At 60.1% G+C, this 15991-nt stretch carries 15 protein-coding genes; 10 read left to right on the top strand and 5 right to left on the bottom strand.

Translation table 11 applies throughout. The features are described 5' to 3' along the window. Positions 1 to 243: 243 nt before the first annotated feature. A complete protein-coding gene (locus CWS72_RS09585) occupies positions 244 to 1017 on the top strand; it encodes an SAM hydrolase/SAM-dependent halogenase family protein (protein WP_338056171.1) in 774 nt (257 codons plus the stop codon). A 91-nt stretch (positions 1018 to 1108) separates the two neighbouring features. Further along, entirely contained in the window at positions 1109 to 1933 is an 825-nt protein-coding gene (locus tag CWS72_RS09580) for an MBL fold metallo-hydrolase (protein ID WP_101250370.1), read from the top strand. Positions 1934 to 1983: 50 nt separating this feature from the next. Here CWS72_RS09580 and CWS72_RS09575 read toward each other — a convergent pair whose 3' ends face one another. The 4 genes from CWS72_RS09575 to fliN form a co-directional block, all read right to left on the bottom strand. Further along, positions 1984 to 2649: an OmpA/MotB family protein gene (locus CWS72_RS09575; RefSeq protein WP_101250369.1), complete on the bottom strand. Its 666-nt coding sequence runs from the start codon at positions 2647 to 2649 to the stop codon at positions 1984 to 1986. A gap of 5 nt (positions 2650 to 2654) precedes the next feature. Further along, the gene (locus CWS72_RS09570) at positions 2655 to 3458 is read right to left on the bottom strand and encodes a motility protein A (RefSeq protein WP_101250368.1); all 804 of its coding nucleotides are present in this window, start codon (positions 3456 to 3458) and stop codon (positions 2655 to 2657) included. Between the two features lie 196 nt (positions 3459 to 3654). Beyond that, positions 3655 to 6354 carry a bifunctional acetate--CoA ligase family protein/GNAT family N-acetyltransferase gene (locus tag CWS72_RS09565; RefSeq protein WP_101250367.1) on the bottom strand — a complete coding sequence of 900 codons (2700 nt, stop codon included), beginning with the start codon at positions 6352 to 6354 and terminating at the stop codon, positions 3655 to 3657. 263 nt (positions 6355 to 6617) lie between these two features. Beyond that, a complete protein-coding gene (gene fliN / locus CWS72_RS09560) occupies positions 6618 to 6914 on the bottom strand; it encodes a flagellar motor switch protein FliN (protein WP_101250366.1) in 297 nt (98 codons plus the stop codon). Positions 6915 to 7078: 164 nt separating this feature from the next. Between fliN and gph the strand changes: the two genes are divergently transcribed. From gph to CWS72_RS09540, 4 genes are all read left to right on the top strand, one after another. Continuing rightward, positions 7079 to 7756: a phosphoglycolate phosphatase gene (gene gph, locus CWS72_RS09555; protein ID WP_101250365.1), complete on the top strand. Its 678-nt coding sequence runs from the start codon at positions 7079 to 7081 to the stop codon at positions 7754 to 7756. 417 nt (positions 7757 to 8173) lie between these two features. Next, positions 8174 to 8917 (top strand): GGDEF domain-containing protein, encoded by a 744-nt coding sequence (locus CWS72_RS09550; protein ID WP_101250364.1) that lies wholly within the window; start codon positions 8174 to 8176, stop codon positions 8915 to 8917. A gap of 195 nt (positions 8918 to 9112) precedes the next feature. Then, complete coding sequence (locus tag CWS72_RS09545) at positions 9113 to 9811, top strand: S1 family peptidase (RefSeq protein WP_158240576.1); 699 nt, start codon at positions 9113 to 9115, stop codon at positions 9809 to 9811. Positions 9812 to 9941: 130 nt separating this feature from the next. Further along, positions 9942 to 10373: a YbaB/EbfC family DNA-binding protein gene (locus CWS72_RS09540; protein ID WP_146002694.1), complete on the top strand. Its 432-nt coding sequence runs from the start codon at positions 9942 to 9944 to the stop codon at positions 10371 to 10373. Positions 10374 to 10407: 34 nt separating this feature from the next. Here CWS72_RS09540 and CWS72_RS09535 read toward each other — a convergent pair whose 3' ends face one another. Beyond that, on the bottom strand, positions 10408 to 11142 hold the full coding sequence (locus CWS72_RS09535) for a FadR/GntR family transcriptional regulator (protein ID WP_199175613.1): 735 nt from the start codon (positions 11140 to 11142) through the stop codon (positions 10408 to 10410). Between the two features lie 275 nt (positions 11143 to 11417). Here CWS72_RS09535 and CWS72_RS09530 point away from each other — a divergent pair, with 275 nt between their 5' ends. From CWS72_RS09530 to CWS72_RS09515, 4 genes are all read left to right on the top strand, one after another. Further along, complete coding sequence (locus CWS72_RS09530) at positions 11418 to 12554, top strand: iron-containing alcohol dehydrogenase (protein WP_338056170.1); 1137 nt, start codon at positions 11418 to 11420, stop codon at positions 12552 to 12554. A gap of 60 nt (positions 12555 to 12614) precedes the next feature. Then, entirely contained in the window at positions 12615 to 13505 is an 891-nt protein-coding gene (locus CWS72_RS09525; RefSeq protein ID WP_101250360.1) for a dihydrodipicolinate synthase family protein, read from the top strand. A 130-nt stretch (positions 13506 to 13635) separates the two neighbouring features. Beyond that, on the top strand, positions 13636 to 14922 hold the full coding sequence (locus tag CWS72_RS09520) for an MFS transporter (protein WP_146002693.1): 1287 nt from the start codon (positions 13636 to 13638) through the stop codon (positions 14920 to 14922). A 45-nt stretch (positions 14923 to 14967) separates the two neighbouring features. Continuing rightward, positions 14968 to 15933, top strand: a complete 966-nt coding sequence (locus tag CWS72_RS09515) for a hydroxyacid dehydrogenase (RefSeq protein WP_101250359.1) — start codon at positions 14968 to 14970, stop codon at positions 15931 to 15933. The last annotated feature ends 58 nt before the right edge of the window (positions 15934 to 15991 follow it).

Genomic DNA, 15991 nt, shown 5'->3' with positions numbered 1-15991 from the left:
TTTTTACTAAAAGTAGTATGTTCGTATTAATTTAATATTATAACACATGATTATGAAAATCATTCTTATAATATGAGTTAAATTCTGCGTTTGTGATTTATCTAATATTTACGAAGCGAATGTGGTGGTTGCTCTCCTGTCTCTGATATTCGATACGATCTTCTGGTTTGGATTCAGATAAAATGATGAGCATCTTTTGATGGTCTTATTTCTTGTCTTTATCCCACTAATCGGAAAATAAGAATGAAAGGTTTGGATTTGTCGCCACAGGCGCCGCTGATCGTGCTGTTCACCGATTTCGGTCTTGAGGGGCCTTACACCGGGCAGGTCAAGGCCGCGTTATGGCGAATCGCCCCGATCGTGCCGGTCATCGATCTTTTCGCCGACGCGCCGGCCCAACGTCCGCGCGAGGCAGCCTATCTGTTGGCCGCCTACGTCGATGCCATGCCCGCCGGCAGCGTGTTTTTGTGCGTGGTCGATCCGACGGTGGGCAGTGAACGGCCGGCTGTGGCTGCCCGGATTGATGGCCGTTGGTTCGTCGGCCCGGGAAATGGGCTGTTCGAGCCGCTGCTAAGGCGCGCCTCCACCGCCCGGACGTTTTTTATCCACTCGGGCCCCGAGCCGGTTTCGGCCAGTTTTCATGGCCGGGATCTGTTCGCTCCCGCCGCGGCCCATCTGGCAAAAGGGGGGGATGTCGGAGAATGTGGTCTGGTTGAAGGAAAGATACCTCGGTTCCTCGATTGGCCGGACGATCTTCCCGTCATTGTTTATGTTGATGTCTATGGGAATTTAATGACCGGTCTGCGGGCCTGCATCATTCCGGACGATGCCGTTCTGGTTGTGGCCGGGCGACGTCTGGTTCGCGCCCGAACCTTTTCCGACGTGCCCTTGGGGGCGGCCTTCTGGTACGAAAACGCCAACGGATTGGCGGAGGTGGCGGTCAATCGCGGTCGTGCCGACCGGCTTTTCGAACGGGGCGTGGGAGACGAGGTTCAAATTATATCTGCGAAATCATAGGTATTTCGTTTATATCGAATACATAAAAGATGACCGTGATCACGAGGGGGCGGGCTGGGAATGGACCCCTTTCACGCCTTGGGAGTGTGATATGGCCGTCAAGGTGAAATTCTGGGGAGTGCGGGGTAGCATAGCCTGTCCGTCGCCCAACCATATCGTTTATGGCGGCAACACGAGTTGCGTCGAGATCACCGATGGAACCTGCAATGTTATCCTCGATGCGGGAACGGGCATTCGGACGTTAGGGCAGGATTACGTCCGCCGTCACGTCGGATCTGGCGTTCTGCTGCTGACTCATACCCACTGGGATCACATCAACGGCTTCCCATTCTTCGCGCCGGTCTATGTTCCCGGCTGGCGCTTCCGGGTTTTGGCCGGGCATCTGATCGACGCCGGTGGCATTCATTCCGTTTTGGCCAACCAGATGACCGATCCGACTTTTCCCGTACCTCTGGCCGCCTTGAAAGCCCAGATGTCCTACGAGGATTTTCGTGCCGGAGATCGCCTTGGCGATTTGGGGCCCGGGCTCGTGGTGTGGACGGCGCCGTTGCGTCATCCCAATGGCGCAACCGGCTACAGGCTGGAACTCGGCGGCAAGGTGGTCTGCTATGTCACCGATACCGAACATGTGGTGGGAGCGCCCGATCAGAGCGTGCTCAAGCTGATCGAGGGGGCCGATCTGGTGGTCTATGACTGCACTTATACCGATGACGAATTCCCCGAAAAGATCGGCTGGGGGCATTCGACCTGGCAAGAGGGGGTGCGGCTTTGCCGGCTGGCCGGGGCCAAGCGGTTGGCGATTTTCCACCACAGTCCGGATCATGTGGACAGTGATATGGCTGCTATCGAAAAAATCGCAGCCGAAATGTGGAGCGGCGCCTTCGTCAGCCGCGACGATATGACGGTCGGTCTTTAACAGACGCGGAAAAATACCGTCGTCCGTTTGGGTCTGAAGGGGGCGGCAGTTCAGCGCGGGAATATGTGCACCGAAACGCGGCGATTGATCGCCTGGTTGACCGGAAGCGGCCGGCCGGTGACATCGTGATTGGAAACTTTGGGGCGGGTATCGGCAAATCCCTCCGCGGCCAGCCGGGTCGGGTCGATGCCATATTGAATGAAGGTCCGGACCACGATGGTGGCGCGGGCCGAGGATAATTCCCAGTTGGACGGGTAGGTCGGGGTATTGACCGGCGTGTCGTCGGTGTGGCCCTGAACTTCGATCTGGAAGGCCGAATAGCGGGGGGAGTTGAGGGTTTCGGACAGTTTGGACAGGGCGGGAACCAATTCCTCCTTCAGCTTGGCCGAAGCCGGCTCGAAGAATGTCCCAGCGTCGAATTCCAGCACCAGGCCGCGCTGGTCCGAGCCCAGGCTCACCTTGTCATCGTCCAGTTTGAGGCCGCGCAGCACCTGTCCAACCTCGGTCTTTAGCTCCTGTAACGGTTGAGCGGTCTGATGCTTGCCGATATCGCGCGCCATGCCGCCTTGGACTTTCTCGAATTTCACCGGATCGATGTGCGACATGGAAAGCAGCAGCACGAAAAAGGACAAGAGAAGCGTAATCATGTCCGCATAGGACATGAGCCAGTCTTCATTTTCCTCGTGCTTGTGCGGATTGAATCGGTTGTCGGCCATGATTTTCAGCTCTTGCCGCGCAGCATGCGGTCGATGTCGAAGTGTAGTGCGGGATCGAGGAAACTGTTCATCTTGTCCTGGATGTAGCGCGGACTGCGGCGTTCGGCCAGCAAGGCCAATCCCTCGGCCACCAAATACTGTCGGAAACGGACGATTTCCTCACGCTGCTGAACCTTGCTCGCGGTCGGCATCAAGATGATGCGGGCGAAGGTGACGCCGTAGAGCGTACCCATCAGGCCGACGGCCATGCCGGGCCCCACCTTCGACGGGTCGGATCCCATCTTGTCGAGCATGACGACCAGGCCGACCAGGGTGGCGATCATGCCGAAGGCCGGTGCGTTGTTGGCCATCTGGCGCAGGATGTCGGCAGGGACGCTATGGCGGTGGAAGGTCGTCTCGATGGTGTTGGCGAGAATTTCCCGCACTTCCTGGCCGGTGTAGCCGGAGATCACCAAGTCGATGCCGAAAGCCAGGAAATTATCTTGTTTGCGGAGCACCTTGGCGTCCGATTCGAGGGCGGGAAGGCCGCTCTTCTGCACCATATATCCCCACCGGATCATTCGCCCCACTTCGTTGGTGAGGACCGACCGGCCGATCTTGTGCGTAAAGAAGATCGAGAGGGTGATGCGCATGGCCTGGAGAACGTAACGAGGCTCGAAGGCGACGAAAGTTGCCGCAGTGGTCCCGCCAATCACCATGATGAAACCGGCGAGATGCAGGAAAATCACATAATTGTCGGTGCTGAGCAGGATCGAAAAAACGAACAGCCCGATACCCAACAGAAAACCAATGAGGGTCGGAAACGACATTGCCTAATAAACCTTTTGCCTTGATCGCCCTATGGCCCACGAAACGGCGGCTATTGTGGGGCAGAATCGATGCTACGGCAATAAGAAGGACCAGAAGCCCGCCAATCATTATTTTCCATGAATGCGGCTCTGCGTCTATCTTCCATTGGATTGAATTAAAGTAAAAATGAAAGTTTCTTTCCGAAGGAATGCCTCGTCATGTTGCTTCGGCCTGCGGACCCATCGTTGCCCTGAGGTCGAGAGCGACCTCGATGATGTCGCCTTCGACGTACCGCAGACGCTTGAAGCCCAGGCTTTCGACGAATTTCAACATTCGCGTGTTGTCCGTAAGGATCTGGCCGACGATCTGTCCGGTCCCCCGGGCGCGGCAGTAATCGATCATTTTCATCATGAGCTTGCGGCCCAGTCCGCTTCCCTTCAAATCGGATCTGACCATGACGGCGAATTCGGCGCGTTCGTTGTCGGGGTCACTGACGGTCCTGACCACGCCCAGGGTTTCTCCCTCGACGCCGTCATCATGCAGGACGGCGATGAACGCCATCTCGCGGTCGTAGTCGATCTGGGTCAGTCGGGCCATTTCCGAATGCGGCAATTCGCCGACCAGTCCGAAAAAGCGGAAGCGGATGTCTTCCGGCGTCTGCTTCGAGACGAACACATGGTGCGACGGTTCGTCCTCGGGCCGGATCGGCCTGACGAGGACTTCTCTGCCATCGGTGAGCAGCAGCGTTTCTTCAAGCGACTTGGGGTAGGGCCGGATCGCCATCCGGTCGGGACCGAACGCGGTGGCCGTGATCCGGATGCGGGCATCGAGCGCCAGAACCCCCTCGGCATCGGCGAACAGGGGGTTGATGTCCAATTCGACGATCTCGGGAATGTCGATGATCAATTGCGAGATTTTCATCAACGACAGGCAGATGGCGTCGAGATCGGCGGCGGGACGATCCCGGTATCCCAGCAGCAGCTTGGAGACGCGTGTCCTGAAGACCAGTTCGCGGGCAAGTGTCATGTTCAACGGGGGAAGTCCGATGGCGGAGTCGTTGATGACCTCGACGGCCACCCCACCCTGGCCGAACATGATCACCGGTCCGAAGATCGGGTCGGTGGTCACGCCGATGATGATTTCCTGCGCTCCCGGACGGCGGGCCATGCGTTGGACGGTGAAGCCCTGGATCTGCGCTTCCGGCATCTTCCCCGCGACCTTTTCCAACATCAGGTTGGCGGCCTTTTCCACCTCGAAGGGGCCGGGCAGGTTGAGCATGACTCCGCCGACGTCGGATTTGTGCGCAATATCGGCGGAGAGGATCTTCAAAGCCACCGCACCGCCGATTTCGCTGGCCAGCCGACTGGCTTCGGCGGGGGTGCGGGCGATGTGGGTTTCCACCGTCGGAATGCCGTAGGCGGTGAGGATGGCTTTCGCCTCGGGCTCGCTCAGGATGGTGTTGCCGGTGGCCAGCGCCGTTTCCACCACTAGGCGGGCGTTGGCGGTCTCCGGCGTGAAATCGGCCAGGGCGGAGGCGGGCGTCTCCATCAGCATGTCCTGGTTTCGGCGATAGTTCACCAGATGCATGAAGGCGTGGACAGCGGCGCCGGGTGTCTCAAACGTCGGAATGCCCGCCTCGCGCAGCAGGCGCCGGGCCGGGCCGACCTGTTCCTGCCCGACCCAGCAGGTCATCACATTGGCGCGGTGGGCCTTGACCGATTTGATCACTTGCTCGGCAATTTCGCTGGCCGAGGTGAGTGCGGTCGGCGCGTGCATGATGAGCACGGAATCGACCTCTTCGGCTTCGAGCAGAACGTCCAGTGCCTTGATATAGCGGTCGCCGTCGGCATTGCCGATCTGCACCGGATTTGACCGCGACCAGGAGGGCAGCGCGGTATTCAATTTCTCGATAGTGGCCGGGCTGAGTTCGGCCAACTCACCGCCAATCTCGATCAGTTCGTCGACCGCCATGACGCCGATACCGCCGCCATTGGTCAGAACCGCGAGCTTGGTCGCCCGCGTCGGCTTTGATCGGGACAAGGTTTCGACGGCGGTGAACATCTCGTCGAGATCATAGACCCGGAGCATGCCGGCGCGGCGCAGGGCGGCGTCATAGACGGCATCGGTACCGGCGAGGGCTCCGGTATGCGATGCCGCCGCCTTGGCGCCTTCCGCCCTGCGGCCGGCCTTGATGGCGAGGACCGGCTTGTTGCGGGCGGCGGCGCGGGCGGCGGACATGAAGTTCCGGCGTTGGCGGATCGATTCGATGTACAGAAGGATCGCCCGGGTCGACGGATCGGACCCCAGGTAATCGAGAAGATCGCCGAAGTCGACATCGGCCGATTCGCCCAGCGAGATGAAATGGGAAAAGCCGATGCCCTTGGGCCGGGCCCAGTCCAGCACCGCATTGCAAAGCGCACCCGATTGCGAAACGAAGGCGAGCCGGCCGGGGAGGGCGCTTTGATGGGCATAGCTGGCATTCAGTCCGACGGCGGGGACCATCAGGCCCAGACTGTCCGATCCCAGCACCCGCATGCCGTGACGCCGGGCCGCGTCCATCATATTGGCATGCAGGGATCGTCCATTGAGCCCCGGCGTGGTGGACAGCCCGCCGGTCATGATAATGGCGGCGCGAGTCCCGCGGGCGCCCAGTCTTTCGATCTGTTGCGGCACTTCGTCGGCCGGGCCGCAGATGACGCCGAGATCGGGAACCACGGGCAGGCTGTCGACGTCGGGATAGGCCAGGACGCCCGCCACCGCCTGCTGTTTGGGATTGATCGGCATGATCGGGCCGGAAAAGCCGCCTTGCATCAGATTGCGCATGACGATCGTGCCAACGGCCTTTTCCCGTTCAGTCGCCCCGATGACGGCGACCGATTTCGGGCGGAACAGGAAGTTCAGGTTGCGCACGCTCATCGACGACCCCGCCTGTAAAAAATGGGCATGCTGAAGCGGCTCCCCCAGGGCATGCCCGAAGCGTTAGTGAGCAGCATATCACTCAAGCATTATGGGGGAATAACTCTTCCATCATGCAGCCTTGATTCATGTGGCGAGTCCGGCAAGACGGGGGTCTGCCAAAGAAAGGCGCAAGCGCGAAGGATGCTTATTGTCCAGATGAAAGTCAGCCCGCCGGTTTTCGCGGCGGTTTGCGGCGGTCGCCGAACGGAAGATCGGGGGCGTCAGTCGCCCCGCTGTCCCTTCAACATATCGGTGACGGTGACACCCAGGCGGTCGTCGACCACCACCACTTCGCCACGTCCGACCAGCTTCTTGTTCACGAACAGGTCGATCGGCTCGTTGATCTTGCGGTCCAATTCGACCACGGCGCCACGACCCAGCTTCAGCAATTGCTTCACCTGGACATTGGCGTGGCCGAGTACGGCGTATAGCTCGACCTGGATGTCATAGGCGGCCTCGCGCGCGTTGCCGGCACCCAAGACAGCCTCGGGCATGGCGTTCTTATCGTCATCGGCCATCGTTTGTGGGTCTCCGTCGCCTTGCGGTTGTTCCAAGGTATTGTAGCTGTTCGTGCATTAAAGTCATCATATCGATGATCCGTTAAAAAAAGAGAAAGAGAAAAGGTCTCTTTCCTTGCCTCGCCGGGGCGCCGGTGGCAAAACGGCGGCGTTTCGGAGGATCCATGAATCAGACGCCAGATAAGCTGCCCGCCGCCGTGCTGTTCGATTTGGACGGCACCCTGGTCGACAGTCTGCCCGATATGACCTGGGCGATGAATCAGTTATTGGCCGAGTTGGGGCGAAAATCGACGTCGCTCGCCGACATGCGGACTTGGGTGGGCGACGGCGCCGGTGTGCTCGTTGAACGGTGTCTGGCGGCGACGGGTGGCGTGCCCGGTGCTCCGGCCGACGCGGTCGGACGGTTTCTCGCCTTCTACCGGACGCATGCCGCCGTCGAAACCCGCCCTTTTCCGGGCGTGCTGACGACGCTTGCCGCCTTGAGCGCGGCGGGGCATCCGATGGGCGTTTGCACCAACAAGCCGAACGATCTTTCCCGTCTTCTGCTGGATGCCTTGGACATGAGCCGGTTTTTCTCGGCGGTGGTCGGCGGAGACGGCGTGCCTGAGCGTAAGCCGCATCCCGGCCATCTGCTGGCGACATTGAAAAGCATGGGGGTGGAGAACCGCAAGGTCCTCATGGTGGGCGACAGTCCCAACGATGTCGCCGCGGCGAGGGCCGCGGGTGTTCCGGTCGTCGTGGTCGGCTTCGGTTATACCCAGGTTCCCGCCGAGACACTCGGAGCGGATCTGGTGATTTCCGATTTCGCCGATCTGCCGCGGGCGGCAGCGGAGTTTCTTTAGCGAGAGGCTTAATCCGGGAGCCGGCGCCGTTGAGGCGGCGCCGGCTCCCGGTTAAGGAGTTGGCATGGAAAAGTGCTCGGATTGTTTGTCGGGTTGTCCCTGGTGCGGCTCGAGACGTTGGCAAATCAGGGATAGGGGGTGCGGTTCGATCGTCGCCAAGGCCGGCGAAGGACGAGCCTGCCGCAAGTCCAAGAAGATGAAAGGCGTTGCCTGTCCGAAATGTGGGTATAAACCAGGGGAATCGGCCGAGCATGAGACATCTCACGCTTAAGATGCGTGACTTTGTTGACAAGTACTTTTCAATTTTTACATTGAGTTGTGAATTAAATATTTGAAAGAAAGAAATTAATTTAACCTGTCGTATACTTTTTATGGGCATGATTAACCTCATTCGCCGAGGCGAATGAGGGGATAAGAATGACAGCGGCCACGAAAATCACGTTGGCTTATCTTTTTCTCGCGGCACTCTGGATCTTCGGTCTGGACGGGGTATCGGCGACATTGTCGCCATTGCCCGCGGAGTCTGTCGATCGCTACAAGTTCTGGCTGTTTCCTTTTCTGGCGGTGGCGCTGATCCGCGTTTTGCTGTGCAGGGAGACCGCGCGACGTGACGCGGTGGAGACCGATCTGCGAGCCTTGGTCATCCGTGATTCCCTCACCGGCTTGAGTAACCGGACCTGTTTCATGGAACATCTCGAAAAATCCATCGCCCGCGCGGCGCGCGAAGGCAAGACGGTGGGGGTCGCCTTCATCGATCTCGATGGGTTCAAGGCGGTCAATGATCGATTCGGTCATCAGGCGGGTGACCTTCTGCTCATCGAGATCGCCCGCCGGGTCAATCGGGTCGTCCGGTCATCCGACGTCGTGGCGCGTTTGGGCGGTGACGAGTTCGTCATTCTTGCGCAGGACGAACAGGTCAAAGGCATGCGTCGCCTGGGGGAAAGGTTGGCCAGGGCGTTGCGGAAGCCGTTTTTGCTCATGGGCGAGGAGATTGCGGTCACGGCGAGTGTCGGCTTGGCTCTTTATCCGAACCATGGGCTGCGGGCCGAGCACCTTCTTCGTGCCGCCGATCTTGCCATGTATCAGGTCAAGGCGACCGGCAAGAATGGCATCCGGGGAGCCGTGGCGGCGAGTGCGGCCTTCCAATCCGCCGCAGCCTGACGGGCGGATTGGGGATTGGCTCCCCCTCGACTTCTTTTGAGGGTGTTCGTCATTTAATTTATGTCTTTATGATTGCATATATCGAACGATATAGTTCGGGCTCGGCTTATCGGGCGAGCCGGATTTTCGCGAGCGAGGTTGAGGCTGGAAATGTGGGGTGACTTCAATCGTGTCGAGTGGCGCGGATTCGCCACGATGGTTCTGGCGATTATCCTCTCGGCGGCGATCGTCTCCGCCGGCCGGCCCGTTTGGGCCGACGATCTCAATGCCGCCACCACGACCCGTCGTGGTGACGTGATGCCCAACGCATCCGGTTTTTTCTTCGATGACAATGGTTCCCTGCTGACCGCCAGGCACGCCGTCGAGGGGTGTGGGGCATTGTACGTTCTCAAGGATGGGCGGGTGAGCCGTGCCGAATTGATCGCGGTGAGCGACGAGGCCGATCTTGCCGTCCTGCGGACAGCGGTTTCGCCGTATTTGACGGCGGTTTTTACGAAGGATGATCGTATCAGGCCCAGTCAGCCGGTGTTTACCGCCGGTTATGACGCTCTTTCGCATCTGAAGGACCGGGCAACTCTGATGTACAACGGCGTTCTTCTCGATCGCCAACCGGGTCCGGGCGAAGTGAAGGTGTCCTTGTTCTCGGCAGCCGATCATGGGGCCAGCGGCAGTCCGGTACTCGATGAAGGCGGTTTGGTCATCGGTTTGATCGTCCGACGGGAAATGGCCGGGGCAGGACGCTCCGAAGTCGTCGCCGTTTCCGCCCCGGCGATCAAACGTTTCCTGCAACATCTGGGCCTTGCCTATGAGGACAGCGAGCTGGCCCAGGTCAGTCCGCTGCAGGCCCGCGCGCCGCGCGCGGCCACCTTGATGGTGGGGATCATCTGCGGCTGAACAGCTCTTTTCCGGAAAGTGGTGGGGCCATGCTGGCCTTCGCCGTCGCTGTCACCGATCCTTCACTGGCGTCGGCAACGGCATCGCCGAAAAATGTCGCTGTTTGCAGATGGAAAAAACGGGGGCGGGGATGAGGGCAGGTGGTCGTGCGGTCCTTCATCTGTTGACGGCCGCTCTGTCGGGGGTTCTTTGTCTGGCCGGCCCGGTGGCGGCGCAGTCGCCGAACGGTGCCGTTCCGCAAAGCTGGAGCAGCTATGCCGGCCTGGTGGGACGGCAATTTCAGGTCTGGTTGATGGCCGACGACGACGTGGCCTATCGCTTCCACAAGTTTCTCGAAGACCGTGCGGTCGGTCAGCAGGCTGTTCCACAACCCCCGTTGCAGGTCAAGGTGTGGATCAACGCTGACGGACAGGTGGGGCATGTCGACTTTCCATCGCTTGGCGATGCCCGGGCCGATGCCGATCTTCGTCAGTTGCTGACGCAAAAGCCCTTGAGCGAGCCGCCACCTCCCGAGATGCGCCAACCGCTGACTCTGCGTCTCAACCTGTCCTTTCGGTCGTGAGGACTTGAAGCGCGCCGTCCTTCCGACGGGGGCGTTACAGCGACAGATCCAGTTCCTTGCCTTCGAACACGCGTTCCCGAGAGCCTGCCAGATGGTCGCGCATCTCGGTCTTCGCCTTTTCCGCGTCTCGATCGCGAATGGCTTCGAAGATGGCCTGATGCTCGCTGAAAACGCCGGCCAGGCCCGATTGCGGCCCCATCAGCGAGACGCCGTGAAATTTCATGCCGACCGAGATGTGGTCTTTCAGCGCCTGCATGGACGAGACGTAATAATGATTGTTCGTCGCTTCGGCGATGGCGAAATGGAAGGCGAAGTCCGCATCTTCCCGGTGGCGATGGGCCTCGGTCGCGTCGTGCAGCAGGTCAAGCGCCACGGCGATGGCGTCGAGCGCCGCCTGGTTACGGCGCAGGGCGGCGCAATAGGCATGATCCGGCTCGATCGTCAGGCGGAACTCGTAACAGCGTTGAATATCGGCAATGGTTTCGACCGGGGCAAAGCCCAGAGGCCGGTTCTGCGAGCGGACCTTGACGAAACTGCCGGCCCCGCGCCGCGAATAGATCAGGCCTTCCTCTCTCAGGCGACCGAGCGCTTCGCGCACGATGGGGCGTGAAACGAGAAATTGCGAGGCCAGTTCATGTTCTCCCGGCAATTTCTGTCCGAGCTCATAGTCCCCCGCGCTGATCTTCGTCCATAGCTGCTGATAGACCCTTTGGACGAGCGGGGTTTTGTATCCCTGACTATTTTCCGCGGCGCCGATTTCATTCGCCATGGAGTCAACCATTCGCCTCACCACCGAACCAATTCCATTACGAGGCATCATACGGTCGGAGCTTGTGATGTTGTCAACTTGCAATAGTCGGCATCCGGGGCAATCGCTTGAACGTGCCGTCGAGGGATCGCCTGTTTGGGCCATTTCCAATGCTGCATTACAACATTACAACATGTTGACAGGTTGCCGCTTTTCCGCTCCAATCGGTTTGTCTTAAAAACCCGCAAGGGATGCGTTTCCCGGCTCGCCCCACCGTCTGACAGAAAAGTGACAACATGATGAGCGCTCTGACCCGTTCCATCGACCTGACTCGCCCTCGCCATATCGAATTCGGCTCGGGTTCTGTTTCCATGGTCGGGCGCTGGGTGCGCGAGCGGGGGTTCTCCCGCGTCCTGGTGGTGGCGGATGCCTTCAATGCCGGCCGGGTCGATCTTTTGGATCTCCCCGGAATGGTCAGCGTGTTCTCCGATGTGCAGCCCGAGCCTGATGCCGCCAATCTGGAAATGGCGTTGGCCGCCGCGAAGACCGCCGATGCCCAGGTGGTGGTCGGTTTCGGTGGCGGCAGCAGCATGGATCTCGCCAAACTGGCCGCCGTTCTGCCGGGCAGCGGTCAGACGATCGCCGATGTCGTCGGGGCCGAAAAGGTGACGGCCGGCAGGCGGGCGGTTCTCATTCAGGTGCCGACCACCTCGGGGACGGGCAGCGAAGCGGGAACCCGCGCCCTGGTTACCGATCCGGTGACGCAGAACAAGATGGCGGTGCAGAGCGTCCATATGCTGGCCGATCTCGCCGTGGTCGATCCCGATCTGACGTTGAGCGTGCCGCCCGCGGTAACCGCGGCCACCGGTGTCGACGCCTTGGCCCATTGCGTCGAGGCCTTCACCAACAAGAAGGCCCATCCGGCCATCGATCTCTTTGCCCTTGAAGGTATCCGGCTGGTCGGTCATTGGCTTCCCCGCGCCATCGCCGACGGTGGCGACCGCGAGGCGCGGGCCGGTTTGTCGCTGGCCTCGCTTTATGGCGGTTTTTGCCTGGGTCCGGTCAACACCGCCGCCGGCCATGCCGTCGCTTATCCCTTGGGCACCCGTTATCATGTGGCGCATGGCGCGGCCAACGCGCTGATCTTTCCGCATGTCCTGGCCTTCAATGCGCCCGTCGTTGCCGATCGGACCGCCGCCGTTCTGGCCGCTCTCGGATTGCCGGCCGCGAAAGAGTCGTCCGCCGTGTTCGACTTCGCTTCCCGTTGGTGCGCCGGCCTGGGATGCGAAATGCACCTGTCGGCGTTCGGTGTGTCCGCCGAGGATCTACCTGCCATGGCCGACGAGGCGCACGCTATCCGCCGGCTGCTCGACAATAATCCGCGCGATGTTGGGCGTGACGACATCCTCGCGATGTATCGCGCCGCTCTTTGATGTGCCGACCAGCCCACATGGCCGACGCCTCTTTAATCCAGAACCCGGAATGGTGAGAAAATGACCAAGATTACAGGCCCCTTCATTGCCATCGTCACTCCTTTCGACAAGGAGGAGCGTGTCGATACCACGGCTTTGCGCCGTCAGGTGAACCGTCAGGCCGCGGCCGGCAACGGTGTGTTTTTCGCCGGCACCAACGGTGAATTCTATGCACTGTCGTTCGAGGAAAAGGTTCGTGTCGCCGAAACCTGTGTCGAGGCGGCTCAAGGGAAGGTCCCGGTGCTGGGCCATATCGGTGAAATCTCCACCAGCCAGACCATCGCTCTCGGCAAGGTGATCGCCCGCCTGGGGGTCAAGGCCGTATCGGCGATCACGCCGTCCTTCATCGCCTGCTCGCAGGCCGAACTGATCGATCATTACCGGAAGGTCGCCGACGCGCTGAGCGTGCCGGTCTATCTCTACAACATCCCGGCCCGGACCGGAAACACGCTGGAGCCCGCCACGGCCCGCGTGCTGGCGGATCATCCCAATATCATCGGCATCAAGGACAGCGCGGGATCGCAGGAAAGCCTCGACGCCTTCCTGGAAATCGCCCGCGATCGTTCGGATTTCGACGTCCTGGTGGGGCCTGATTCTCTCATCCTGCACGGCTTGCGCAATGGGGCGGCGGGGTGCATTTCAGGCCTCGGAAACGTCTGCCCGGTGACGGTCAACGGCATCCATTCCGCCTTCGTTCGCGGCGATCTGACGGCGGCGGAAGCCCATCAGACCCGTTTCAGCGCGCTGCGCAAGGAACTCTATGCCCTGGGTTTCCCGCCGGCGATGGTCAAGCGCGCTTTGTGCCACGCCATGCCCGATGTCGGCTGGAGCCGCGCTCCGGTACTGATTGCCGAGGAGGTCGACCGCAAGATCGCCGAAATTTCCAAGCGGTACGTCGAAGCCGCCAGCTAAAGCGGATCAATGAGTTGGCGGGCCGATTCACCCGACGCTTGGGAGGCAAGCGTCGGGATCGGACCGCCAGCATCCGCAAATTCGCATATCAAGCCGCCAAGGCCGGAACCAAGAAAAGCGGGAGGAAAACATGGCGACTGCTTCGACGAAAATGACCAACATCCGGTGGTGGGTGGCGGCCCTGATGTGGCTGGCCATCGCCATCAATTACGTTGACCGCACGGTTCTTTCCGCTGCGGCGCCCCGTCTCATCAAGGATTTGGACATTCCCATCGACATGATGGGTTTGGTCATGTCGGCATTCTTCTGGTCATATGCCATGTTGCAGATCCCGGCAGGATGGTTTTCCGACAGATTCGGCCAGAAGTTCGGTCTGGGCGGCGCCGTCGCCTGGTGGTCTCTGGCGACCTCGGCAACTGGCCTTGCCACTGGATTTCTTTCGCTTTTCGGTCTTCGCGTCGCGCTCGGCGTCGGCGAGGCCGGGGCTTATCCCAGCAATGCCGGGATCGCTTCGAAATGGTTTCCCGACAGGGAGCGGGCGACGATCTCCGGACTGTTCGACAGCGCCTCGAAATTCGGCGGCGCCGTGGCCATGCCGCTCATCGTCTGGTTGATTTCCCTTCTCGATTGGCGGCTGACCTTCGTCGCAATCGGTGTGGTGGGGTTGATTTGGAGCGTTGTCTGGTGGTGGTTCTTTTCGGAAACCCCGGAGACCCATAAATACATTAATAAAGAAGAGGTTGATTACATTAGAAGTGGGCAGATCCGTCACCATGGAACGGACAAGACCATCCCCATGAAATGGTACGAGCTTCTTCGCTATCGTAACATATGGGCGATGTGTCTCGGCTTCTTTACGATCAATTATATCTCGTATTTCTTTATCACTTGGCTTCCCACCTATCTCGTCAAAGAACATGGCATGGGGCTTTTGACCATGGGCTTTGTCGCTTCGCTACCTTTGCTGTCGGGATTGGTTTTCGAAATTCTCGCCGGCTGGCTTTCCGATCGCGTCGTTCATAGCAAGCTTCTTTCCCTGACCGCGACCCGTAAGCTGTTCCTGGTGGGCGGCCTGACGATGGCCTTATGCATCGGATTGGCCCCTTTCGCCCATTCCGTGATTTTCACGGTCGCGCTGCTGTGCGTCGCCAAGGCGGGCACCACCATCGCCGCCTCTCAGGTGTGGGCGCTGCCGGGAGATGTGGCCCCGCGCAACATGGCTTCGACGGTGGCCGGCTTGCAAAACATGGTTTCGAATTTCGGCGGAGTCGTGGGGCCCATCGTTACCGGCTTCATTGTCGCCAAGACCGGATCCTTCACGGCCGCCTTGATGTTTTCGGCGGGGCTCGGGGTGCTGGGAATCGTCAATTACGCTTTCCTGCTGACCAAGGTCGAGCCCATCGAGAGCAGGAAATAGGCCGATGCCGCCACGTCCGAAAAGATCGCTTTTTAGGAGAGTACAATGACGTTCACTGTGGTGAGCCTGGGCGGACCCGTCGCCCAGGAAGGCGAGGAGATGATGCGTTCGGCCGGTGTCACCTCCATTGCGACCGGACCCTATCCGAAAAAGGACGAGGTGATCGCATTGTTGGCCCGCCATCAGGCGGATGCCGTCATCGTCCGTCTGATCGACCGGGTGGACGAAGCGATCATGAAAGCCTCGCCGCGGCTCAAGGTGATCGCCAAGCATGGCGCCGGGACCAACGATATCGATGTGGCGGCCGCCAAACGCCTCGGCTTGCCGGTTCTCGCCGCGACCGGCTGCAATGCCCATTCGGTCGCCGAGCATGCGCTGGCCTTGATGCTGGCCCTGATCAAGGACCTGCGACGTCAGGACGCATTCGTGCGTGGCGGCGGTTGGGAGAAAAAGTCCTATCAGGGACATGAGTTGCGTGGACGCAAGCTTGGCTTGGTGGGGCTGGGCATGATCGGCCGGGCTTTGGCCGGCATGGTGCGGGCCATCGGTATGAGCGTCGTCGCCTATGACCCGTTTGCCCCCGACGATGCGTTTGCTCCGGATCTGCCGCGCATCGCCGAATTGGAAACTCTTTTGGCCGACTGCGATGTTGTCAGTCTGCATTGTCCCTTGACCGAGCAGACGCGGAACCTGATTGGTGCCCGGGAATTGGGTCTGATGAAGCCGGGCTCGTTTCTGATCAATACCGCCCGCGGTGAAGTCGTCGATGAACCGGCGCTGGTCAAGGCCTTGGAGGCCGGGACTATCGCCGGGGCGGGGTTGGACAGTTTCGCGCCGGAACCGCCGGCCGCCGACAATCCCTTGTGGAACCTTCCCAATGTCATCGTTTCGCCGCACATCGGCGGCGTGACCGAGGAGGCTCGCCGCGAGGTTTCCTTACAGACGGTGCGCAATGTGCTCGCCTTGCTGAGAAACGAGGAGGTTCATCCTCGGTATTTCGTCAGGGGCTGATAGCAGTTTTCGGTCGGAAATTATCCGGAACTGACGCCATGATCGGCTTGCTTCCAGC

The organism is Telmatospirillum siberiense (assembly GCF_002845745.1).
Classification (GTDB): Bacteria; Pseudomonadota; Alphaproteobacteria; order Rhodospirillales; family Magnetospirillaceae; genus Telmatospirillum; species Telmatospirillum siberiense.
This window is presented reverse-complemented; position numbering and strand designations above follow the sequence as displayed.

Excerpts from the sequence above, each read along its gene's own strand:
- CWS72_RS09575 (WP_101250369.1), bottom strand. The coding sequence starts at position 2,649 with ATGGCCGACAACCGATTCAATCCGCACAAGCACGAGGAAAATGAAGAC.
- CWS72_RS09525 (WP_101250360.1), top strand. The coding sequence starts at position 12,615 with ATGACCAAGATTACAGGCCCCTTCATTGCCATCGTCACTCCTTTCGAC.
- CWS72_RS09580 (WP_101250370.1), top strand. The coding sequence starts at position 1,109 with ATGGCCGTCAAGGTGAAATTCTGGGGAGTGCGGGGTAGCATAGCCTGT.
- CWS72_RS09535 (WP_199175613.1), bottom strand. The coding sequence starts at position 11,142 with ATGGCGAATGAAATCGGCGCCGCGGAAAATAGTCAGGGATACAAAACC.
- CWS72_RS09520 (WP_146002693.1), top strand. The coding sequence starts at position 13,636 with ATGGCGACTGCTTCGACGAAAATGACCAACATCCGGTGGTGGGTGGCG.
- CWS72_RS09550 (WP_101250364.1), top strand. The coding sequence starts at position 8,174 with ATGACAGCGGCCACGAAAATCACGTTGGCTTATCTTTTTCTCGCGGCA.
- gph (WP_101250365.1), top strand. The coding sequence starts at position 7,079 with ATGAATCAGACGCCAGATAAGCTGCCCGCCGCCGTGCTGTTCGATTTG.
- CWS72_RS09565 (WP_101250367.1), bottom strand. The coding sequence starts at position 6,354 with ATGAGCGTGCGCAACCTGAACTTCCTGTTCCGCCCGAAATCGGTCGCC.
- CWS72_RS09585 (WP_338056171.1), top strand. The coding sequence starts at position 244 with ATGAAAGGTTTGGATTTGTCGCCACAGGCGCCGCTGATCGTGCTGTTC.
- CWS72_RS09540 (WP_146002694.1), top strand. The coding sequence starts at position 9,942 with ATGAGGGCAGGTGGTCGTGCGGTCCTTCATCTGTTGACGGCCGCTCTG.
- CWS72_RS09545 (WP_158240576.1), top strand. The coding sequence starts at position 9,113 with ATGGTTCTGGCGATTATCCTCTCGGCGGCGATCGTCTCCGCCGGCCGG.
- CWS72_RS09515 (WP_101250359.1), top strand. The coding sequence starts at position 14,968 with ATGACGTTCACTGTGGTGAGCCTGGGCGGACCCGTCGCCCAGGAAGGC.
- fliN (WP_101250366.1), bottom strand. The coding sequence starts at position 6,914 with ATGGCCGATGACGATAAGAACGCCATGCCCGAGGCTGTCTTGGGTGCC.
- CWS72_RS09530 (WP_338056170.1), top strand. The coding sequence starts at position 11,418 with ATGATGAGCGCTCTGACCCGTTCCATCGACCTGACTCGCCCTCGCCAT.
- CWS72_RS09570 (WP_101250368.1), bottom strand. The coding sequence starts at position 3,458 with ATGTCGTTTCCGACCCTCATTGGTTTTCTGTTGGGTATCGGGCTGTTC.